Annotated in this window: 18 protein-coding genes; 6 read left to right on the top strand and 12 right to left on the bottom strand. The window is 64.4% G+C overall.

The window, feature by feature from the left end; translation table 11 throughout:
- Nucleotides 1-58: 58 nt before the first annotated feature.
- The 5 genes from ASN89_RS20210 to ASN89_RS20230 form a co-directional block, all read right to left on the bottom strand.
- Complete coding sequence (locus ASN89_RS20210) at nt 59-2,095, bottom strand: TonB-dependent receptor (protein ID WP_058050525.1); 2,037 nt, start codon at nt 2,093-2,095, stop codon at nt 59-61.
- Between the two features lie 21 nt (nt 2,096-2,116).
- Nucleotides 2,117-2,605 carry a DUF6702 family protein gene (locus tag ASN89_RS20215; RefSeq protein WP_046686069.1) on the bottom strand — a complete coding sequence of 163 codons (489 nt, stop codon included), beginning with the start codon at nt 2,603-2,605 and terminating at the stop codon, nt 2,117-2,119.
- Nucleotides 2,602-4,977 carry a M1 family metallopeptidase gene (locus ASN89_RS20220; RefSeq protein ID WP_058050526.1) on the bottom strand — a complete coding sequence of 792 codons (2,376 nt, stop codon included), beginning with the start codon at nt 4,975-4,977 and terminating at the stop codon, nt 2,602-2,604. The genes ASN89_RS20215 and ASN89_RS20220 overlap by 4 nt, the downstream gene beginning before the upstream one ends.
- Nucleotides 4,978-5,142: 165 nt before the next feature.
- Entirely contained in the window at nt 5,143-5,604 is a 462-nt protein-coding gene (locus tag ASN89_RS20225) for a MarR family winged helix-turn-helix transcriptional regulator (RefSeq protein WP_046686067.1), read from the bottom strand.
- Nucleotides 5,605-5,625: 21 nt separating this feature from the next.
- Nucleotides 5,626-6,495, bottom strand: coding sequence for an aldo/keto reductase family oxidoreductase (locus ASN89_RS20230; protein WP_058050547.1), 870 nt, complete (start codon nt 6,493-6,495; stop codon nt 5,626-5,628).
- Between the two features lie 126 nt (nt 6,496-6,621).
- Between ASN89_RS20230 and ASN89_RS20235 the strand changes: the two genes are divergently transcribed.
- Nucleotides 6,622-7,539, top strand: coding sequence for a LysR family transcriptional regulator (locus tag ASN89_RS20235; RefSeq protein ID WP_046686066.1), 918 nt, complete (start codon nt 6,622-6,624; stop codon nt 7,537-7,539).
- A gap of 5 nt (nt 7,540-7,544) precedes the next feature.
- Here ASN89_RS20235 and ASN89_RS20240 read toward each other — a convergent pair whose 3' ends face one another.
- Together ASN89_RS20240 and ASN89_RS20245 are read right to left on the bottom strand one after the other, a co-directional pair.
- Nucleotides 7,545-8,366, bottom strand: coding sequence for a sugar phosphate isomerase/epimerase family protein (locus ASN89_RS20240; protein WP_058050527.1), 822 nt, complete (start codon nt 8,364-8,366; stop codon nt 7,545-7,547).
- Nucleotides 8,366-9,205, bottom strand: a complete 840-nt coding sequence (locus ASN89_RS20245; RefSeq protein ID WP_058050528.1) for a phytanoyl-CoA dioxygenase family protein — start codon at nt 9,203-9,205, stop codon at nt 8,366-8,368. The genes ASN89_RS20240 and ASN89_RS20245 overlap by 1 nt, the downstream gene beginning before the upstream one ends.
- A 109-nt stretch (nt 9,206-9,314) precedes the next feature.
- On the opposite strand from ASN89_RS20245, the gene ASN89_RS20250 reads away from it, so the two are divergent.
- On the top strand, nt 9,315-10,274 hold the full coding sequence (locus tag ASN89_RS20250) for a LysR family transcriptional regulator (protein WP_235502024.1): 960 nt from the start codon (nt 9,315-9,317) through the stop codon (nt 10,272-10,274).
- Here ASN89_RS20250 and ASN89_RS20255 read toward each other — a convergent pair.
- Complete coding sequence (locus ASN89_RS20255) at nt 10,267-11,337, bottom strand: hypothetical protein (protein WP_058050530.1); 1,071 nt, start codon at nt 11,335-11,337, stop codon at nt 10,267-10,269. The genes ASN89_RS20250 and ASN89_RS20255 overlap by 8 nt on opposite strands.
- A gap of 293 nt (nt 11,338-11,630) precedes the next feature.
- Here ASN89_RS20255 and ASN89_RS20260 point away from each other — a divergent pair, with 293 nt between their 5' ends.
- Nucleotides 11,631-12,050: a hypothetical protein gene (locus ASN89_RS20260; RefSeq protein ID WP_082127916.1), complete on the top strand. Its 420-nt coding sequence runs from the start codon at nt 11,631-11,633 to the stop codon at nt 12,048-12,050.
- 166 nt (nt 12,051-12,216) lie between these two features.
- On the opposite strand, the gene ASN89_RS20265 is transcribed toward ASN89_RS20260, so the two are convergent.
- Nucleotides 12,217-13,719 (bottom strand): hypothetical protein, encoded by a 1,503-nt coding sequence (locus tag ASN89_RS20265; protein ID WP_058050531.1) that lies wholly within the window; start codon nt 13,717-13,719, stop codon nt 12,217-12,219.
- On the bottom strand, nt 13,716-14,600 hold the full coding sequence (locus ASN89_RS20270; protein ID WP_152988633.1) for a hypothetical protein: 885 nt from the start codon (nt 14,598-14,600) through the stop codon (nt 13,716-13,718). The genes ASN89_RS20265 and ASN89_RS20270 overlap by 4 nt, the downstream gene beginning before the upstream one ends.
- A 168-nt stretch (nt 14,601-14,768) precedes the next feature.
- On the opposite strand from ASN89_RS20270, the gene ASN89_RS29190 reads away from it, so the two are divergent.
- Complete coding sequence (locus ASN89_RS29190; RefSeq protein WP_152988634.1) at nt 14,769-15,683, top strand: hypothetical protein; 915 nt, start codon at nt 14,769-14,771, stop codon at nt 15,681-15,683.
- A gap of 70 nt (nt 15,684-15,753) precedes the next feature.
- Here ASN89_RS29190 and acpA read toward each other — a convergent pair whose 3' ends face one another.
- The gene (acpA, locus tag ASN89_RS20280) at nt 15,754-17,874 is read right to left on the bottom strand and encodes an acid phosphatase (protein WP_058050534.1); all 2,121 of its coding nucleotides are present in this window, start codon (nt 17,872-17,874) and stop codon (nt 15,754-15,756) included.
- A gap of 164 nt (nt 17,875-18,038) precedes the next feature.
- Between acpA and ASN89_RS20285 the strand changes: the two genes are divergently transcribed.
- Nucleotides 18,039-19,310, top strand: coding sequence for a cytochrome-c peroxidase (locus ASN89_RS20285; protein WP_414842521.1), 1,272 nt, complete (start codon nt 18,039-18,041; stop codon nt 19,308-19,310).
- 137 nt (nt 19,311-19,447) lie between these two features.
- Nucleotides 19,448-19,780 (top strand): hypothetical protein, encoded by a 333-nt coding sequence (locus ASN89_RS20290; protein WP_058050535.1) that lies wholly within the window; start codon nt 19,448-19,450, stop codon nt 19,778-19,780.
- A gap of 48 nt (nt 19,781-19,828) precedes the next feature.
- Here ASN89_RS20290 and ASN89_RS20295 read toward each other — a convergent pair whose 3' ends face one another.
- A complete protein-coding gene (locus ASN89_RS20295) occupies nt 19,829-21,889 on the bottom strand; it encodes a tetratricopeptide repeat-containing diguanylate cyclase (RefSeq protein WP_235502025.1) in 2,061 nt (686 codons plus the stop codon).
- Between the last annotated feature and the right edge of the window lie 85 nt (nt 21,890-21,974).

Raw genomic sequence — 21,974 nt, forward strand, 5'->3', positions numbered from 1 at the left:
GCATTCTACGACTTCGCGGCGTTTCCTGTGCAGTGAGATAGGAATTATTCTTGTTTACTTAAAAATTCTTTACCAGGGTCAGGCGCATCGAGCGCGACTCCACCGGATGGAAGTGGATGTCGTCGACGGGCTGCGCCTCGCCGGGCAGGCGCGAGGCATAGTAGTAATCGATGGCCGAGTCGCGCCGGTTGGCCAGGTTGTAGCCTTCGACTTCCACGCGCAAGGTCTTGTCGATCTGGTAGGCGATGCGCCCGTTCAAGCCCACGCTGGCCGACGAGCGCACGCTGTTGTCTTCCACCAGTGGGCGCGGGCCGAAGTAGCGCAGGCGCAAGGAGCCCGACCACGGCCCTGGCGGCGTCACCGTCATGGCCAGCTGGGCCACGCCTTCGATGGCGCCGGGGATGAAGTCGCCCGCCGGGTCGCTGCCGCGCGAGCGTGCCCGCGCATACGCCAGATCCAGGTCCAGCGACAGCCATCTGGCCGCCTTGTAGTAGCTGGAAAACTCGATGCCGTAGCGGCGGCTGGGGCGGCCCGCCTCGGTGGCGCCCGCGTCGCCGATGAACAGCAGCTCGGAATCGAAGTCCAGCCGGTACAGCGACAGCGACGTTTGCAGGCCGGCGATGGCGGCGCTGCGCAAGCCCAGTTCCAGTCCGCGCGAGCGCACCAGAGGCGTGACCTTGTCGGCCGCCTCGCCCGTCTTCGGGTCGACCGTGATCGTCGTGCCGCGCGCGTCGTTGCTGTGAAAACCATTGCCAATGTTGATATACGCTTCCGTATCGCGCCACGGTCCGGCGATCACGCTCAGGCTGGGGCTGAACAAATGGTCGCTGGCCTTGCCTGAATTTTCCGGCCGGTCGTTGCGTACGTCGAAGCGGTAGGCGTCCGCGCGCAGGCCGGCCACGGTGCGCAGCCAGCGCGACCAGCGCGTGCTGTTTTCGCCGTACACGCCGATGCTCGATTCGACGATATGGTCTTGCCGCGTGGTCGACAGGATTTGCCGCTGCCGCGTGTTGTACAGGCCATTGTGGATATTGTCGTTCTGTAGCTGCAGGCCGATGGTGGTGTCGCTGCTGCCCCTGTCCGTGTGGCGGTGCCAGGTGTGGCTGGCGTTGACGCCGGACGTCACGCGCCGGTCGGGCTGGGCGAACTGGTCGCCGTTATCGGGGTCGTCCATCGCATACGTAAAATTCGAGAACAGGGCCAGGCGGTTGGCGATCACATACGCGCTGACTTTGGACGACATGTCGTCCGTCGTCTGGCGCCAGGCACCCGACAGGCTGTAGCGCTGCGCCTTGCCGCCGTCGCTGGCATCGATGGCGTCGAAGCGGCCCAGGGTGCCATCCTGCACGGCGCGCAGCGGAATCTGGTCGGTGGCGTTCCAGCTGGCGTCATACGCCATGGCCGTGACGTTGAAGCCGTTGTTGGCATAGCCTTCGCTGTAGCGCAGCACGCCATTGAGCTTGCGGTAGCGGTCCGGCTGCGTGAACGGGCCGTCGTTGTGCTGTGCTTCGAGCGCGTACAGCAGGCTGCCGTCGCCCGCGTCGAGCGAGTCGGCCAGCAGGGCGCGGCGAAAGCCGTTTTGCCCGATGCCCACGCTGGCGATGCCCTGCGTCAGGCGGTTCGCGTAGACGACGGACGCCGCGCCCGCCGAGGAAAAATCGCCTTGCGCCGCCGAATACGGCCCCTTCTTGTAATCGAGGCGCATGGCTAGTTCGGGGATCAAAAAGTTCAGGTCCGTCCAGCCCTGCCCGTGGCCGTGGCTGCGCTGGTTGACGGGCATCTCGTCGACGGTGGTGCGCAAGTCCGTGCCATGATCGAGGTTGAAGCCCCGCAGGTAGAACTGGTTGGCCTTGCCCTCGCCGCTATGCTGGCTGACGATCAGTCCCGGCACGGCTTCGAGCAATTCGCCTGGCCGGTAGCTGGTGCGCGCATCGAGTTGCTGTTGCGTGACGCTGCCCGCGTTGGCCGAATCGGCCACGCCCAGCTGGTTCAGGCGCGAACCGTCGACCAGCACGCGCTGGAAGATGTCGTCGGCGTGGGCGGCGGTGGCTGAAAACAGGGCGGCGAGGAGCAGGGGAAGAGAGCGTGGCGTCATGGATGTCCGGTGTGTCGGGGCTTAGCGGATCGGCAGTTCCGTGTTCTGGCGGTCGAAAATCAGCGTCTGGATGGCGCCGTTGTCCTGCACGTTGAGGGTATTGCGCTGGCTGGGCAGGAAGTCGGTCAGCAGCTGGTTGTGGATGCGCGTGGCGGGGGCCAGGCGCGTGCGTTCGATCTCCTGGAAGATCACCACGTTGTCGGCATTGACCTTCATGCCGACCCAGTTCAGGCGCAATCGCTTGCCATCCGGCCCCACCAGGTAAAACTGTTTTTCCACATAGCGGCGCAGCGCCGCTTCGCTGTCTTCCTGGCCTAGGTCGAACTGACGCTGGTACAGGTTCGTCAGCAGCGCTTCGACGTCGTGGCCCGTGTAGGTGTGCACCACTTCCGTGCTGCCGCTGGCCGCGTTGTAGCTGATGTCGGCGATACCCATGTGGAAGTTGTGGGCGCCGGCCGCCATGCTGGCGCAGGCCAGCATGGCGCAAGCCAGCATGCGCCAGCACTTCATGCCTCGTCGCCCTTGGCCGAGCCGCCGTTCTGGCCTTTCAGCGGCGTATGGAAATCGCGCATCAGGTTATCCTTGGGCGACTTCTCGCTCTTGAACAGTTCCAGGCGCGATGGCGTGATTCTCCGCGGCCAGCTATTGTTGCTCGTGTCAATGTCGGCCGTTTCCCAGTACGGGTCCTGCACCAGGCCCACCATCGGTTCATCCGTGATGACGACCTTGGTGATTTTCTTCGGCGAGTAGCGCCACACTTCGGCCGGTACGCGCTCGACGTATTTCTTGCCGCTTTTCAGTTCGATCTCGAGGATCAGGGGCATGACCATGCCGCCCACGTTCGACAGGTCGACCAGGTACAAATGCTTGCCCTGTTTCAGCAAGTCCTTTTCCCACGGTTCCAGGGCGGCCAGTGCCTCGGCGTAGGCGTTTCGGTCCTTGTTGGTCACCGTGAAATCGTCGTGCTGGTTGTAGAAATCCTTGAGCTCCGGATGCGCATCGACCCGACGCGGCATGCCCTTGTTGGCGCGGCTCGTGACGGATTCCGGCTGTGCCTCCTTTTGCGCTTTTTTCCACGCTTTTTCCGTGGCCGGATCTTTTGAGCTCACGCCATATTCGCTGATGCCGTCGATGCTGATGTCGACCGGATCGGTCGTATAGAACCAGCCGCGCCAGAACCAGTCCAGGTCCGTGCCCGAAGCGTCTTCCATGGTGCGGAAAAAGTCGGCGGGCGTGGGGCGCTTGAATTTCCAGCGCTGCGCATATTCCTTGAACGCGTAGTCGAACAGTTCGCGCCCGAGGATGGTCTCGCGCAGGATGTTCAGGCCCGCCGCCGGCTTGGCGTAGGCGTTGTTGCCGAACTGCAGCAGGGACTCGGAATTGGTCATGATCGGCACCTGGTCGCGGCTACGCATGTAGTCGACGATCTCGCGCGGCTCGCCGCGCGAGGCCGGGTAGTTCTCTTCCCACGCCTGCTGCGCCAGGTATTGCACGAAGGTGTTGAGGCCTTCGTCCATCCACGTCCACTGGCGCTCGTCCGAGTTGATGATCATCGGGTAGTAGTTGTGGCCCACCTCGTGGATGATCACGCCGATCAGGCCATACTTGGTGCGCTTCGAGTAGGTCAGCTCGCCCGTCTTCTTGTCTTTCACCGGACGGGGGCCGTTGAACGAGATCATCGGATACTCCATGCCGCCCACGGGGCCGTTGACGGAAATGGCCGTCGGGTACGGGTAGGCTATGCTGTACTTGTTGTACTGCTCGATCGTGTGCACGATGGCTTGCGTGCTGTATTTTTCCCACAGCGGATTGCCTTCCTTCGGATAGTAGGACATGGCCATCACATCGCTGCCGCCCTTCTTGTAGCCCTGCGCATCCCAGATGAACTTGCGGCTCGAGGCCCAGGCGAAGTCGCGCACGTTGGCTGCCTTGAAGTGCCACGTCTTTTGCGCGCGGCTGACGGATTTCTCGGCCGCTTCCGCTTCCTTCTGCGTAACGATGACGACGGGCTTGTCGCTGCCGCGCGCTTTTTCCAGGCGCTCGCGCTGCGCGGCGGACAGCACGTCCTGCGGGTTTTGCAGCTGGCCCGTGGAGGCGACGATATGGTCGGCGGGCACCGTCAGCTGCACGTCGTAGTCGCCGAACTCCAGGGTGAATTCGCCCGAGCCGAGGAACTGCTTGTGCTGCCAGCCGGCCGCGTCGTAATAGGCCGCCATGCGGGGGAACCACTGCGCCACTTCGAACAGGGCGTTCTTGTCGTCGAAGACTTCATAGCCGGCGCGCCCGCCCAGCACCTTCTGTTCGTTAATGCGGTAATCCCAGTCGATCTGGAAGACGAAATCCTGGCCCGGTTTCAAGGGCTGCGGCAAGTCGATGCGCATCATGGTGCGGTTGATAACATACCTCAAAGGCTGGCCATCGGCGCCTTTCAAGGCGCGGATATTGAAGCCGCCCTGGAAGTCGCCGCGCGCGAGGATGCCGCGCAAGCCTTCGAATTTCATCGTGTCTTCGCCCGCCGTCTTGGCCCACGCCTGGCGCGATGGCGCCGTGGCCATGCGGCGCGCGTCGGAATCGGGCTTGTAGATATTCTGGTCCAGCTGCACCCACAGGTAGCCGAGCGTGTCGGGCGACTGGTTATGGTAGGTGATGGTGCCGCTGCCGGCGATCTCGCGCTTGGCTTCATCAAGCGTGGCGCGGATGGTGTAGTCGGCGCGCTGCTGCCAGTAGGCGTGGCCTGGCGCGCCGGAGGCCGTGCGGTAGATATTCGGGGTGGGCAACACCTCTTCGAGCTGGCGGAACTTGTCGTCGAATGGTTCGGCAGCGAAGGCCGACACGGTAAAACACAAAGCCAGCGAAGCGACGGAGCCGAAAGGTATGCGCATGATCACCCTGATGTTGTTGTAAGGAAATAGTGGCAACTATTCTATACGCAGGGTGAGGCCATCCATGTATCGATTTGTAATAAAGAAAGGCGGATTTTGCGCCAGCTTTTGCCCGGCGCCGTCAGGGGGATGCTTTGCCTGATTTTGCTTGGAAAAGCGGCGCTTTTACTCACTTTTCATCAGGCTGTCGCGCAACTGGTTCAGCTGTTGTTTCATGTCCACAACCTGCTCCACGCTGCAGTGGCTGGCCGTCAGGATGGCTTCGGGCAACAGGGCCGCTTCGTGGCGCAGTTGGTCGCCCTGCTCTGTGAGGGAAATGATGACCTGGCGCTCGTCGCTGGCGGCGCGCGTGCGCGTCAGCAAGCCCGATTGTTCCATGCGCTTGAGCAAGGGTGTCAGGGTGGCCGAATCGAGGAACAGCCGCTCGCCCACTTCCGACACCGTCAAGCCGTCGTGCTCCCACAGCACCATCATCACCAGATATTGCGAATACGTCAGGCCCAGCTTGCGCAAGAGCTTGCGGTACAGCTTGTTCATGGCAAGCGAGGTCGAGTACAGCGCAAAGCACAGCTGGCCGTCCAGGCGCGGCACCTGGTGCAAGGGGTTGGGGGCGGTGGTGGTATCCATGGGCACAGTATATATAGTGCGCTACTTAGTTGCAAGCGACCTCAATGCCGCCAGCGCCTGCGCGTCGAGCGTAAGCGCGCCGGCCGCGATGTTTTCGCGCAGATGCGCCACCGACGAGGTGCCGGGAATGACCAGCACATTCGGCGCGCGCTGCAGCAGCCAGGCCAGCGCCACCTGCATCGGCGTGGCCTGCATGGTGGCCGCCACCTGGTTCAGGGTATCGGACTGCAGCGGCGAAAAGCCGCCCAAGGGGAAGAACGGCACATAGGCGATGCCTTGCGCGGCCAGGGTGTCGATCAGCGCATCGTCCGCGCGGTGCGCCAGGTTGTAATGGTTCTGCACGCAGACAATGGGGCTGATGCGCTGTGCCTCGGCCACCTGACCCGCATCGACATTGGACAGGCCGATATGGCGCACCAGGCCTTCGCGCTGCAGCTGCACCAAGGTGTCCAGCGGCTCGGCAAGCGACGAGCCGTCCGGGCCGGCCATGCCCGGCGCGCGCAGGTTGACCACGTCGAGCACCTCCAGGCCCAGGTTGCGCAGGTTGTCGTGCACGGCGTCGCGCAGTTGCTGTGGCGACGCGGCCGGCAGCCAGGACTGGTCGGCGCCGCGCACGAATCCGATCTTGGTGACGATGGTCAAACCGTCGCGATAGGGATGCAGCGCTTCTCGGATGATCTGGTTGGTGACGTGCGGGCCGTAAAAGTCCGATGTGTCGATATGGTTGACGCCCAGTTCGATGGCTTCGCGCAGCACGGCGACGGCGGCGGCGCGGTCTTTCGGCGGACCCCAGACGTGCGGGCCGGCCAGTTGCATGGCGCCGTAGCCGAGGCGGTTGAATGCGATGTCGCAATGGGCGGGCGTGAATTGGTCGCGGGCGGGGGAAGGCATGTGCATGACAGATCCTGTGTGGTGGTCGAGTAAGGGAGCCACCATCGTAAGGCCGATTGCGCTGTATGATAATCGGGTCAATCCGGCACAGGCTGTACTCATTTCCGCACAATGAAAGCTCTCCCCATGCATGCAGACAACCCTTCCATGGCCGACCTGGCCGCCTTTGCCCTGGTGGCCCGGCACCAGGGTTTTCGCCAGGCCGCGCGCGCCAGCGGGCAGTCCGCGTCCGCCATGAGCGAAGCGCTGCGGCGGCTGGAACAGCAACTTGGCATCCGCCTGCTGGAGCGCACGACGCGCAGCGTGACGCCGACGGCGGCCGGGGCGTTGCTGCTGACGCGCTTGCGCCCGGCGCTCGATGAAGTGAGCAGCGCGCTCGATGTGCTGAACGACTTGCGCGACAGCCCGCGCGGCACCTTGCGCCTGAACGTGCCGGTCAACGCGGCGCGCTTCTTTTTGCAGCCCATGGTCGACCAGTTCCTGCGCGCCTATCCGCAGATCAGGGTCGAGCTGGTGGTCGATAATAATTTTGTCGACGTCGTCGCCAGCGGTTGCGACGCCGGCATCCGCTATGGCGAGCGGCTGGAGCAGGACATGATCGCCATCCCCATTGGCCCGCGCACGCAGCGCTTCGCGGTGGCGGGCGCGCCGTCCTACCTGGCGCAGCGCGGCGTGCCCGTGCATCCGCGCGACCTGCTGCAGCATGCCTGCCTGCTGGGGAAATTCCTCAGTGGCGCGGTTCCACCGTGGGAGTTCGAGCGGGACGGGCAAAAAGTGAGCGTCGAGCCGGACGGCCCCGTGATCGTCACGCCGACGGCGGCTGACTTCGCGGTCAGCATGGCCGTCGCCGGCCATGGCCTCGTCTATCTGTTTGAAGAGTGGCTGCAGCCATATATCGATGCGGGCCAGCTGCAGCCCGTGCTGGAAGACTGGGCGATGTCCTTTCCCGGCCCGTTTTTATACTATGCGGGCCGGCGCCATCTGCCAGCGCCGCTGCGCACCTTCATCGATTTCGTGCAGGCCAATTTTGCGCAGTTTCCGTAGTTTTCTCAGTCCGCCGGATAGCGTGCGCGCAGCAGCTTGAGCATGGCGACGTTCTGTTCCCACGCGTCGCTCACGGGCTGCTGCGTCCATGGCAAGGTTTGCGTGTAGGGCGCGGGGCCGAATTCCGGCGTGAACGTCATGCGCTCGGCGCCGGCCGCGCGGCGCAGTGCGACGATGGCGTCCCACCAGGCCAGGTGGGCGTCGAGCGCCGGCTTCGCTTCCGGCGCGCGGAAGTCGGCCACTTGCGGACCCTGCGCATGACCGACGCGCGCGTGCACGTGGCGCACCAGCGGCAGCACTTGCGCCATGGTGTGAGGCTGGTCTTCCAGCAGCGATTCGCAGGCGCAGCACCAGTGCGACAGGTCGGCCGTCAATGGCAGATCGGGATACTGCGCCAGATACGGCAGCAGCAGCATCGGGTGGCCGGAAAAGCGGCTGCGGTGGATTTCATGCACGATGGGCACACCGTGCCTGGCCGAGATGGTGGCGGCCAGGTCGAGCAGTTCTGCGTTCTGCGCCTGCGTATAAAAATCCTTGCCCGTGTGCGTGTTGACCAGCACAGGGCGCGCCAGGCAGGCGTTTTCCAGCAACTCGGCGAGAGCGGCGCGGTGCTGCTCGAAATCGCTGTGGAACACGGTTTCCCACTGCGCGGCGATCAGCTGCAGTCCCGCCTTGGCGATGCGCTCCGTCCATTCCCCGCGCAGGGCAGAGTCCAGCGGCAGCGACATTTCGATGCCGTCGAAGCCGGCCGCCGCTACCCTGTCGATGAAGACATCGGGCGGCAGGTCGTTATTGCCCCAGTGGGCGGCAAAAACCTCGATGCGCATCAGACGAAGCCCCGCACGGGGAAGGAGTCATCGCGCTGGATCCAGTTATGCGCCGCGTATTGCGTCTGGCCGTCGGTGGCGTGCAAGGTGTAGGCGTGGCGCGAGACGGGCGAGCGGTTCGGCGCGCTGTAGTGGGGCAGCAAGCCGTGGAAGCAGACGAGGGCGCCCGCCTTCACTTCCAGCGGCACGGCCGTGCTGTCGTCGGGCCACGGCGTGGCGTCGAGTTTTTCCACTCTTACCTGGTCGCCGTTGCGGATGAAGCGTTCGCGCAAGGGGCCGCGGTGGCCGCCCGGTTCCGCCCACAGGCAGCCGTTGTCCAGGGTGGCGTCTTCCAGCGCGAACCAGAACGTGGTCACGCTGATGGGCGTGGTCTCGAAATACGTGGCGTCCTGGTGCCAGCGCACTTCGCCGCCGATGCCGGGCTGCTTGAAGATGTACATCGATTGCCACACCTGCGCATCCGCCAGGCCCAGGTCGCGCGCCACTTGGGCCAGTTTCGGATCGGCCGAAAAAGCGCGGAAGACGGGGTCCAGATCGTGCATGGCATGGCCGATCTTGTTGATCGACAGCGATTTCGCCTGCTTCAATTGACCGTCCGGGCCGAACGCTTCTTCCTCGAAGAAGCAGCGGATGGTGTTGTCGGAAGCGAGGAAATAATCGTTGGTGTTCTTTGCCTGGTCGCGCGTGGTGAAGATCGATTGACTCTGGCTGGGATCGAATTCGTTGACAATCTGTTCGGCGCGCGCACGCAGGGCGGCGATGTCGTCCGCGCCCTTGAAATCGGGCAGGATGAGGTAGCCGTCGCGTTGGTATTGTTCTTGTTGTTCAGTAGTCAGCATGGCGGCGGCTCCGGAGGTCGGTGGAAAGCGCCATTGTAGGGCGGGCGAGGGCGGCAAACAATCGCCCAGCGGTTGACAGATTGTCGCCAAAGCGCAGACAATCTTTGACATGGATCAATTAAAAGCGATGGAAATCTTTGTCGAAGTGGCGCGCCAGCGCAGTTTTACCTTGGCGGGGCAGCGCCTGGGCCTGACGCGCGCCATGGTCAGCAAGACCATCATGCAGCTGGAAGAACGCCTGCATGCGCGCCTGCTGCACCGCTCCACGCGCGAAGTGAGTTTGACGGACGCGGGCCGCGCCTATCTGGCACCGTGCATGGCCACCGTCAGCCAGGCGCAGGAAGCGGCGCGCATGGTGGCGCACGTGGCGCAGGCGGGAGCGGGGGCGGAGCTGGCCGGGCCGCTGCGCATCCAGGCGCCGTCGAGTTTCGGCAGCGCGTGGCTGGCCGACGCCGTTGCCCGTTTCAGTTTGCTGCACCCGCAGGTGCAAGCCGAGTTGTTTGTCGACGACGCCTTGCTTGACCCGATACGCCACGGTTTCGATTTGACCATCCGCGTGGGCGGCATCCCGGACAGCAGCGCGCTGGCCATGCGCCCGCTGGCGCCGTGCCGCGCCGTGCTGTGCGCCAGCCCCGCCTATCTGGCGCAATGGGGCGTGCCGCAGACGCCGCAGGATTTGTTGCAGCATCAGTGCCTGCATTTCAGCCACCTGACCGATGGCACGAACTGGCATTTCCAGCGTGGAGAAGGAGAGTCGCGCGAGGAAGTGAGCGTGCGCGTGCAGGCGGGTTTCACGGCGAATAACGGGCTGGTGCTGCACCAGGCGGCGCAGCGTGGGCTCGGCATCGTCTACAGCACCACCTTCCTCGCCTGGCGCAACCTGCTCGATGGCAGCCTGGTGCCCGTGCTGACGGATTGGGAACTGCCCTTGAATCACCTGAGCGCCCTGTATCCGGCCAGCCGCCAGCCCTCGCCCAAGGTGCGCGCGCTGATCGATTTCCTCGTGGCCGAATACCAGCCCGTGCCGCCATGGGACCGCGAGCTGGAAGCGGCGGGTTTTTTCAGCTGAAGGCGACCGGTTCCACCGTCCACGCGCCATCGGCATACACACGCTCGTCGTCCAGATAGACGGCTTCGGTGACGGCGAAGATGTCGACGTGGTAGCGCGCATCCTTGCGCTTGAACTGGGGCTTGGTGTAGACGCCGTGCTTGGCGCCCAGCGACAGATGGATGCCGCACATGCGTTCATACGTGCCGATGTCGTTGACCAGCTGTTCGCGCGAAAAGGCGCGGTTCATGCCGAAGCCCAGTTCGCGCACCCACACTTCGCCTTCATGCGCGCGGATGATCTCCAGCATGGCGGTGAATTCCGGCGTGGCGTTTTCCGTGCCTGTCACCCGGCCCTTGTCGATGATCAGCGTGATCGGCGTGTCGGGGCGGTTGACCATGAAGTGCGTGTCGCCAAAAACGAAGATGCGCACGCGACCGTTCACGGCTTCCAGGTCCTGCGCTTCCGTGAACACTTCGCCCAGGGGGAATTGGCCGCCGATATTGTTCATGCCGCTGTAGTCGCCGATATTGAGCTTGGCGCCTTCGAATGACGAGGCGAAGACCAGCTGTTCGCCGCCGCTGTCGACCATGCCGTGGCGGGCCTTGTCGATGCGCGCTTTCAGCGCATGGCCCACGCCGCGATAGTAGGCGGGGTCGTAGGCCAGCGAGGCGATGTAGTGCAGCCCCTGCACGCCGGGCATGCGCGACAGGTGCACGTGCTCGATGACCTTCAGGCCCCGCTTGAACAGCTCGATGCGGATGCGGAACGCTTCCAGGCGGAAGCTGGTCGACTGGATCAACACGACGAGGCTGCCGGCCGGCAGTTCGGCAAACGCGGCCAGCACGGCGTCGGGCGTGACCTCGTCGAAATCGATGAAGGTCGCGTCCGGCAAGGCCTGGCGATACGCTTCCGTCAGCACGACGTTGAGCCAGCTGCGCTTGTCGCAGACGATCAGGGACGGTTCGTCCGGGCGGTGGCAGATGGCCATGGCCAGCAGGTCGGCCACGTTTTGCGCGGCCACTTCGGTGGCGGCGGCGCTGATGGCGTCGAGCCGGCTGGTGTCATTCTCGGGAAGCGTCATGGTGCGAAGGTGTCGGGCGTGAAGTAAACACGGCATTATAAGGCGATTGCCGCGGGCGCCGCCATTCGCCGTCGGGCGTAGGGCCGCTTGCCTGTGGCGCTGGTGATCTTGTGTAGTGCCACACGGCAATGTATTATTGATAAACCGCTTGACGGCAAGCTTGGACAGTGCGGAGAGCAGCGGTAGAGCCCGCCTGCGCCAGGCGTGCTGCCACAGAGCCATATCAATACAACAGGCTGACAAGCCAGGATTAAGAGCGTGATGCGATGAGCATAATTGGACAAGATATTCCCATGGAGCGGCCGGATACGGATGGGCGCGCCGCCGTCTTCGTTCCCGTCACGGGCGTCAAGGAAGATGTCCTGTTGACCATACGCAAGGGCGCGGCCATCGTCGGCTTTGCCAACCACGACCGCACCATCACCGTGTATTTTGAAAGCAACCGCTTTGACGACCCCGGGCTGGCCAAGTGGGAACACAAGGCGCGCAAGGCGTATGACCGCCTGGTCGACAATGCGCCCACCGTGTCGAAACTGACCACCAGCCCCGCCAATTTCGAGCAGATCGGCTATATCAATGGCAAGGGCATCACCATCCGCCGCATGGAAAGCCTGCAGCGCTGGCTTGCGTATTCGGAGGCGATGGATACTTGCCCGGCAACGGATATCATTCCGCGCACGGTCATTGCCAAGGCTGAAAGCGTCAAAGTTTAAGAGCGGCTGATACAAGGCCCTGGGTGTTGTTGCCTGCCCTTGGATGCTTGCTCAGTTGCTTCGCGTGCGCGGCGCCAACAATGTTGTCGGATTACGCGGGGCTTTGCCCCGCTAATCCGACCTACGCGACCTATGCTTGGCCTCGCTTCTCGCTTCTCACTTATCACTACGCCACGATGATATTCGCCTGCGCCTTGAGCGGGCAGGGCAGGGTGTCGTCGAAGGTGATTTCGATGGCGCTGGCGACGAACATGCCGCCGATGTGCTGGGCGGCGATTTCGGGCGGCGTGCCGGGCTTGGTCAGGTTGACGTCCTGGGCGAAGACGAAGACTCGCCACGTGCCGTAGACCTTTTGATCATATTGCAGCAAGGTGCGGTAAGCCCGCTTCAAGTCCAGGCTGCCTGCGTACACGCCGTCATTGGCGCCCGGGTCGAAGCCCAGGCCGTCGTCGGTCAGCGATTCCACGAAATACAGGCCTTGGGGCGCCTGGAATAATACGAACGCATACAGCTCCGTGCCGCGGAAGACATTGCCATTGTCGCGCTGGAAGCTGGCGCGTATCCACAGCGGTTCGTAGGCTTGCACGACGACGGGCGTATCCGTTTCCACGGGCCCCGCCACGTGGATGTTGACTTGCGTTTCGGTGACGGCATGCTGGTAGGTGGCGCCCGTCGTGAAACGCTGATACTCCCAGCTGATGTCGGCCGTATAGGGCAGGCCCGCGTTCGGCGCTTCCGGCAGCACCCATTTCGCCACCACGCGCTCGGCCAGGGTCAGTTCGCCGGCGGCCGGTGGTGTTGCTTCCTGGCCACGCCAGAACGGATCCGCGATATCGGAGCAGGCGACGGCGATGGCGCCCGAGGCGATGGCCGAGGCCACGCCCGCCACCGTGAATTCAGGCTGGCCCGAGCCGGCCCCTTCGAGCGAGCAGCAATCGACGCTGGGATCGGTTTCCTCGAACGTGCCGCCCACGCTGAAGCTGGCCTTGCCTGAACCGAGCGCGGCGGCAATGATGGCGACCAGCGCGGCGATGATGGCGATGATGATGGCGAGAATCTTCCACCACGGGTCGGAAAATGGCAACTCGCCATGCGTGCCCGCATAGGAGGGATTCGGCGTCCAGACGAGGGTCATGCCGGTCGGCACGATGAGCCCCAGGCCGGGCGGGCAGCGGCACTCTTTGCCATCCGTGCCTGTGCTGCCCCAGCGCTTGCCGGGCAGGTGGCCTTGCGGCTTGGACAGTTCCAGGGTGCCTTCCTCGACCGTGCACGTGTAGGTATTGGTGGCGCTGTCGAAACGTGTCTGCGACACAAAAATCTGCTGGATCGAGCGGTGCGGCGTATGGCCGTCGGCCTTGGCGACGAAGCTGACGAGGCGCTTGCCGGGCGCCGCATGCTGGAAGTCGGCATCCCACATGACGAGCATGGCCGCGCCGGCGGGAATGCTGGCAAAAAAGAAGGTGCGCGCCACGGGCACGATGCCGGGGTCGCCCACGCTTTCCAGATACACGGTGACATTCGTCAGCGCGCTGCCCGACATGTTGGTGACGTGGGCGGCGATGCGCAAGCCATAGATGGCATTGTCGAAGATGCCATCGGGCAGCATGATATTGGTGACGGGCTCGATCGCGAACGGCCGCGTCAGCACCTGCAGGGGTGTGTCGCTCATGATGCTTGCTCCTCGGGGCTGTGCTGTTCTTGCGTCTGCTCTTGAGCTTGCTCTTTCTCCAGATCGGTGACGATGTACGTGACGCCGCCCATGAGCTTGCCGTCCTGGCTCTCCAGCACGCGCAGCAGCGCATACTGGCGAGGCGGCAAGGCTTCGGCGCGTACGCTCAGGTACACGGCCTGGGCCTGGCCGCGCGGCACGTCCAGCGCCAGCTTTTGCTCGCCGGGCGTATCGCCATTGCAATGAGGCGTGCGAGCCAGACCCGCTATCAGGCGCGCGTCCCTGGCCGGCTGCCAGCGCTCAAGCCCCAGGGTGGCCAGCAGGGGCTCCGGCAACTCGCCGCCCTGCTCGATCTGCAGTTCCACTTTTTTTGTTTCGCGGGGCAGGGCCGCCACCGCGATGGTCAGCAGTTGCGCGCGCCGTGCCGCCAGCACTACGGTGACATTGCGCTGGGCGATCTGCTCGTGCTGCTTGGGCTGGAAGGGAAAACCGTTGGGCAGGGGATCGGGCAGCGGGTTGATGTCGCCCGGGCCGTGGGCCACGGCCAGCAGGCATTCGTGGCCGCCATTGACGATGACGGGCACCCACGGTACCAGGCACAGCACTTCCTGCGTGGCCCCCGGCGGCAAGTCGGCAAACGCGGAGCCGACCTGCGTGGCGGCGCCGACGGCGATCTGGCCGGAAGGGTCGGCCCAGTAAAAATCCACGCGCACGCCGTTCGATGCACTGTCGCCCGTATTGTGCACACGGCCCCACAGGTAATTGCTGGTGCCGGCAATGGGCGCGCCGGGCGGGCCATTCGGATCATTGCCCGGCACGACCCAGATATCGGCGCTGTCCCACCAGGGCTGGCCGTCTTCGATGATCAGGTGGGCTGACATGGCGTTCTCCTTGTCCTTGGCCGGTACTTCCAGCTTAGGCTGCGGCGGCGGATGCTTTTTGATCCGTATCAAGGCCGTGGAACACGGTGCGGGTGCGCCGTTGTGATGCTTGCGTAAGGTAATATTGCGGCAGAACGCAGTGGAATGACTCCAGGAAAAGGTTGGAATGTGCTTGAAACAGTGAATGACGTTTGCATCAACGCCGCTTGCGGCCGGACCTTGCCGCTGCGCGTGGCGCATTGCCCGTTTTGCGGGACGCGCCAGGTGGCGCAAGCGCCTGTTCTGGAGAAAGCAGTGGTGCCGCCCCCGGCGCCCCCGCGCATGCCGCCGCCGGTGCCTGTGGCGCCGCCCACTCCTGCGCCGCAGCCCGCGTCTCAGCCTGCTCCCCAGCCCGTCCCGCCAGCGCCTGCAACATCGGCTCCCGCACCGGCCAAGGTGCCGCCCGCCAAGCCTGCCGGCAAGGGTTCGGTGCCGCCGCCGCGCCCGCCCGTGCGCTTGCGCACGTGGATCGCCGCTGGAGTGGTGCTGACCGGTATCTGGTTTTATAACAAGCCTGCCGACAAGCCGGCCAGCGTGGCGGAACAGGTCGAGGCTGCCACTGCGCTGGCGGCGCAGTGCGACCTGGATGGGGCGCGCAGCGCGCTGGCCGTGCTGAAAAGCGCCAAGGCGCCCGCCGCACAGATCAAGCGCTTGCAGGCGAGCATCACCAAGTCTGCCGCCGCGTGCGACAAGCAACAGCAGCGTGCACAGGCGTGGACGGCCTTGCAAGACAGCGTCAACCAGGCGCTCGACGCGGGCAAGCCGGACCTGGCCGGCACGCGCCTGGCCATCTACGTAAAGCGCTGGGGCGACGATCCCGACACCCTGGAACTCGACGCCAAGGTGAAAGTGGCGCAGGCAAGCGCCCAGCTGGACCTGGCCGACGCCTGCCTGGCGCGTTCTGACCGGGTCTGCCTGGAAAACAGCCTGATCGCCGCCGAGCGCTACAAGCGGCCGGAACTGGCTGCGCGCACGCAGGCGCTGCGCGCGGCGCTGTCGCAATTGCTCGAACGTTCGCTGCTCGATGCGTCCCCGGGCCAGTAGCGTCAACAACATGTAAAACGCCCGCCGCGGCCAAGCCGGGCAGGCGAATTTTACTCAGGCTTACTCAGCCTTACTCTTGCGGTACCAAGGCCAGCGCGGCGCTGAAGTCGCCCATCGGCTTGCCGCCGTTGGCCAGCAGCGCCTTGTCGCGCGTGCTCAAGCCATCGAGTACGGGCAGCGAGAAGCGGTGCGTGATGGCGCGCAGGATGGAGGCTGAATCGTATTGCGTATGATCAACCAAGCCCTTTTTCACGTACGGCGAGACGAGGATGGCCGGCACGCGCGTGCCCGGACCCCAGCGGTCGCCCTTCGGCGGCGCCGCGTGGTCATAAAAGCCGCCGTTTTCATCGTAGGTGACGATGACCAGCATGTTTTTCCATTGCGGACTTTTCTTCAGCTGGGCGATGACGCTGGCGATGTGCGCGTCGCCGTCGGCCACGCTGGCGTAGCCCGCATGCTGGTTCAAGTTGCCCTGCGGCTTGTAGAAGGTCACGGGCGGCAGCTTGCCGGCGCCCGCGTCAGCCAGGAACTGGCTGTCGAAGTCGCGCAGATGGGCGGCGCGGTAGGCGGGCGCCTTCACGGGGTCCATGTTGGCAAAATAATTGAACGGCTGGTGGTGGAACTGGAAGTTCGGGGGATTGGGGAAGCTGCCGGCGCGCGCGCTGGCCGTGGCCAGGGCCGTCGTGTCCTTCCAGGCGCCCGCATACCAGGCCCAGTCGATGTTCTTGCCAGAGAGCAGGTCGCCGATATTCGTCTGCGTTTGCGGCGGCAAGGTGTTGGCCTTGCCCGTGTCCGCATACAGCTTGCTGCTGTCGCCCGAGGCGGGCGCGTTGCTGCTGGGCTGGAACGCCGGCTGCATGGTGTTGACGGCGTAGAACATGCCCGTGCTGTCGGCCGGCGTCAGAGCGCCGTCGTTGGCATAGGCGGGCGCGCCGTTCAAGACCGTGGTCGGCGCCGTGGCGGATGGCGTCAGGCGCAGGAAGTTGCCGTTGGCGTCGACGTCGATCTTGGCGATCGAGCCTTTCGCCACCGACGTGTCCGCGTTCGGGTAGGTAGGCGCGCAGGCGCAGATCAGGTACTGGTGCGTGAGGAAGGAGCCGCCAAACGCGCCGATGAACAGGTTGTCGGCCAGCGCATATTGTTTGGCGATGTCCCACAGCTGCATCTTGCTGCCGTCGTAATAGCCCATCGACAGGCCGCCCGCATCGGAATACGCGGCGAACTTGTCGTTGGCGCCGCCGTTGATCTGCATCTGGTTGTTGTAGAAGCGGTGCACCAGGTCGCGCGTGATTACCGATTGCGGCAGGTACAGGGGGCTGCTGGCGTCGTCGATCTGGAACGGCTTGTTGGGCAGGTTGGCCGATTGTGCCTGCGTGATGACGGTGCTCTGGCCGGCCGCCGTCATGCCGCCCCAGGTGGGCGGCAGCACGGGCAGGGTGCTGCCGTCGATGTCTTTCTGCGGCACATACGAGGATGTCGACGTGGGATTGACGCCCGGCACGCCGTTGGCGCCCGGGAACAGGCCGTACAGATTGTCGAAGCCACGGTTTTCCGCATAGATGACGACGATGGTCTGGATATTGTTCAGCGCCAGCGCGCCGTTCAGGGCGGCCAGCGCGTCGGCGGGCGCCGCCTGCGCGCTGGCGCTGGCGATCAGGGCCGTCACGCTGGCGTTTTCCGCCTTCAGTTTCGCCTGCTCGTCGCCGCTGGCCTTGTTGAAGTCCGACGCCAGGCCCGCTTCGGACACGCCCAGGCGAGCGGCCAGCTTGCCGCTGGCGGACGCAAAGTCGCCGCCATTGCCATCCATGACTTGCGCCAGTTCCGTCGACAGGGCGCTGACGAAGGCGCTGTGCCCGGCGGGGGCGCGCAGCAGCAGTTTTTGCGTGACCTTGGTGCCTGCATCGCCGATGGCTTCATGGCGGATGGCGTCCGTGCCCACGGTTACCAGCACGGCGCCCTGGCCGTCCAAGGTGTAGCTGCCGTCGGCCGAAGTGCGCACGGGGCTGGAAGCGCTGTCGCATGTCAGTTTGGCCGTGGCGCTTTCCAGGCACACCTGGGCGTTTTCATAGTAGCTGCCGATCACCTGGCCCGTGGTGCTGGGCGTGATCGCATAGTTGCTGCCGCAGGCGGCCAGGCCCAGCGACAGCAAGATTGGCAGGGGACGTAAGACGGGGCGGGCTTGCGGTTTCATTGTTCATGCCTTTTGGGTGGAAAACGTCGCATGCTAGGCAGGCAATATGTCAGCTCCATGACATGTCAGCGCCTGTTACATGACGTAATGTACGGACTTGATACATTAGGTTTTGCAGGGTTTTGTCACGCAGCTGTCACATGCCGTTGCTACGCTGCCAGCCCATGATGAAAACGAACTCCACCTTGCTGCTTGCCATTTGCATGCTGTCCGCCTGCCAGCCCGCGCCGCAAAAAGAAGCGTCCGCTCCCGCCGCCTACCTGGCAGGTGCCTATGCGCCCACCCTGAAACATCAGCCTTCCGTGGCCAAGATGACGGCCATGGGCCGCGCCATGTTTTTCGAGCCCAGTCTGTCTGTCTCGGGGAAGATGTCGTGCGCCAGCTGCCACAGCCCTGAGCACGCGTACGGCCCGCCGAATGGGCTGGCGGTGCAGCTGGGCGGCCCTGAGCTCCAGGATGCGGGTACGCGCGCCGCGCCCTCGTTGCGTTACCTGCAGACGGCGCCCGCCTTCACCGAGCACTATCATGACGACGATGGCGATGACAGCGTCGACGCCGGTCCCACCGGCGGGCGCAACTGGGATGGGCGCGCCCAGTCGGGCCACGAGCAGGCGCTGGCGCCATTGTTGTCCAAGCGCGAGATGGGCAACCGCGATGCGGCCGCCGTCGTCGCCAAATTACAGGCCGGACCCCTGGCGGCGCAGTTTCGCCAGACGTATGGCGCGGATATCTTCGAGCAGCCGGGCCAGGCCTTGCGCTGGGCGCTGATGTCGCTGGAAGTGTTCCAGGAAAGCCCGTTGGACTTCTATCCGTACACGAGCAAGTACGACGCCGTGCTGCGCAAGCAGGCCGTCTTGAGCCCGCAGGAAGCGCGCGGCCTGGCTCTGTTCAACGATGAACGCAAGGGTAATTGCGCGTCCTGCCACATCAGCCAGGTCACTTCCGGCGGCGCCTTCCCTCAATTTACGGATTACGGCTTGATCAATATCGGCGTGCCGCGCAATGGCAAGCTGCCCGTCAACGCGGATCCGGCGTTCTTCGACATGGGCTTGTGCGGCCCGGACCGCACCGACTTGATGGCGCACAAGGAGTATTGCGGCAGCTTCAAGACGCCGTCATTGCGCAACGTAGCCCTGCGCAAGGTGTTTTTCCACAACGGCAGCTTTGACAGCCTGGAGCAGGTGCTGCGCTTTTACGTGCAGCGCGATACGGCGCCGCAAAAATGGTATCCGACGGATAAGAACGGCAAGGTGCGCAAATATGACGACTTGCCGCCCGGCCTGGCGGCGAACGTGAACGTGGAAGCGCCGTTCGACCGCCGGCCGGGCCAGGCGCCGGCCCTGAACGACGCGGAGATCGCCGACGTGATCGCCTTCCTGCACACCCTGACGGATGGCTATCAGGCTCCCCCTCCGGTACAGGGAAAACATGGCTAAAAGATATCAAGATACCATTGCTTACAACTACGCCACAAAAGCCTGTTTTTATGTGCGTTAGCGCACGCTAGAAAATTTTAGGCGGGTGTATATTGCGAACTGATCTGTGTCTTTTGATAACAATGAAAGGGAATACCATGAAAGCAAGCAAAAATTGGATGACCGTGTGCGCCGCCGGGATGATGGTTGTGGCACTGGCTGCCTGCCAGAAGAAGGACGATGTCGCCGCTGCCGGTCCTGCGGAACAGGCTGGCCAGAAGATCGATGCGGCCGCTGCCAAGGCTGAAGCCGACATCAAGGCCGCCGCTACCAAGGCCGACGCCGCCGTGAGCCAGGCCGCTGCCGATACGGGCGCCAAGATGGACCAGGTCGCCGCTGACGCCGACAAGAAAATGAGCGAAGCGGCCGATGCCGTGGGCAAGAAAGTGGAAAAAGCCGGCGAAAAGATGCAGGACGCCGCGCACAAGTAATCGTCGCGCCAGGGCTGGCCAGCGCCGGCCCGGTCCCCGCAGCTGCCGTCAGGTGATGGCGGCTGCGGCGACGCCTTCGCTGGCGCCAGCCTGGCTGCCCTGCGCCGCCGTCCCTGCACTTGCACCATCCACCCCGTCCGTTCCCCCCAGCACCACGCTCAAATCGACAAAGCCGTCGCGCCACGCGCGTTCCAGGTCTTGCTCCACCGCTTCCAGCGTCGTTTTTTCCACGTTCTGAAAACCGCGCAAGCCATACGCCCGGTTGCGCCCGTGCGCCTTGGCCAGGTACAGCGCCATGTCGATCAGGTTGACGCTGCGTTCCCACGTGAGGGGCCGTCCCAGCGGCGCCAGCGGATACGGCGCAAAGCCCACGGACACGTGCACCTGGATGGTCTGCCCCTGGTAATGGATGACTTGCGCCGCCATGCCATTGAGGATGCGCCGCGCGATGTCGTCGAGCCCGTCACGCGCGACGGCCGGCAGGAAGGCGAGGAATTCCTCGCCGCCCCAGCGCACGATCATGTCCGTTTCGCGCAACACGTCGTGCAAGGTTTCGGCGATCGTCGTCAGCACGAGGTCGCCCGCCGCATGGCCGTAGCCGTCGTTGATGTGCTTGAAATGGTCGACGTCGAGCAGGAACAGCGCGCCCACGACATCGCCGCCGGCATGGGAATGCTGCGGCTTGCCCGCGTGGCTGCGCATGAATTCCTGGAAATGGCGGCGGTTGTACAGGGCCGTCAGCGGGTCGCGCGAGCTCTGGCGCTTGAGTTCCTGGTTTTTCACCTTCAGCTGCACGTTCGCATGGCGCACCTTGCGGTACAGCAAGCCAACGATGGCGGACGCCATGGCCAGCACCAGCGCCAGCAGCCACCACACGCGCTGCTGCAGGCGGCGGTTGTCGATTTCCGTGCTCTTCAGCTGGTTTTCGCGGCTCAACAGCTCGATCTGGCGCTGTTTCTTTTCCGCCTCATACTTTTCTTGCAGCTCATACACGGCCTTTTGCCGCTGTTGCTCGAACAGCTGGTTGGAAATGCCCCGCTCGCGGTGATACGCCGTGACGGCGCCGCGCAGGTCGCCCGCCTTTTCCAGCGCCATGCCGTATTCCAGCAGCACGGCCTGCATTTCCGGCTGGTTGGCCGTGCGTTCGTAGTAGGCCAGGCCCGTGGCCACGCTTTGCTTGCCTTCTTGCAACCGGCCCTGGCCGATCAGCGCCTGGCCGATATTGAGCCGCGCCGTCGCCTCCACCTGCTCATCATTGACGAGGCGCGCCGCCGTGATGGCTTCATTCGCGTAGCGCAGCGCGCGCGCGTAATCGCCTTCTTTCAGGTAGCTGTCCGACAGATTGACGAGGGTGACGGCGACCATGGCGCGCGCGCCCAGCTGGCGTTCCAGCGCCAGGGCCGCCAGCAGGGCGCGCTGGCCCCGCTGCGGCTGCTGCGCGTCGAGCGCCAGGCCGTATTCCGTATTCTTCGCCTGCGCCATGCGGCCCGGCGACGCCAGGGTGCTGGACACGGCCAGCAATTCATCGAGCACTTCGAAACCCTTGTCGTATTCGCGCATCTGCGTGTACAGCAGGGTGAGGGCATTCAGGGCGGCGGCCAGGCTGGACGGGGATTTGCTCTGGCGCGCCAGGTCGACGGCCGCCTGCAGCTTGGCCAGCGCAAACGGGAAATTGCCTTCCTCGGCCCACGACTGGCCCGCGCTGATGGTGGCCTGCACGCGCACGGGCAAGTCGTCTGTGCCATTGGCGATGCGTTCCGCTTCAAAGGCCAGCAGGTGCGAGGCGCGGCGTTCGTTCCGGGCAAACGTGATGTAGGCCTTGTTGAGCATGCCCTTCGCCAGCGCCACGTCGCTCTTGTTGAGGCGGGCGTAGGCGATCAGCTCTTCGGCCAGCTGCATGGCGATATCGTTCTGCCCCAGGCGCATGCGGGCGTTGCTCAGTTGGGTAAGGAATTCCGCGCGCACGGGCAAGGGGGCGCTGCGCGCCTGCGTTTCCACCTCTTGCAGGCGCTGCAGGGCGCGGGCGGGCACGAAGCGGCCATCGTCGCGCACGGCGGCAAGATACTGCTCCAGGTTGCCGACCTGGGCGTGCGCGGCAGGCGGCAGCATGCAGGCCAATACCAGCAGCCAATGCGCCTTTCGCCATGATGCCCGTCTCTGTCTGCCTGCCAACGTCCCGCTCCCGCAATAACTA

Origin of the sequence: Janthinobacterium sp. Ant5-2-1 (assembly GCF_001445815.1) — a bacterium.
GTDB classification, from domain to species: Bacteria; Pseudomonadota; Gammaproteobacteria; order Burkholderiales; family Burkholderiaceae_D; genus Janthinobacterium; species Janthinobacterium lividum_E.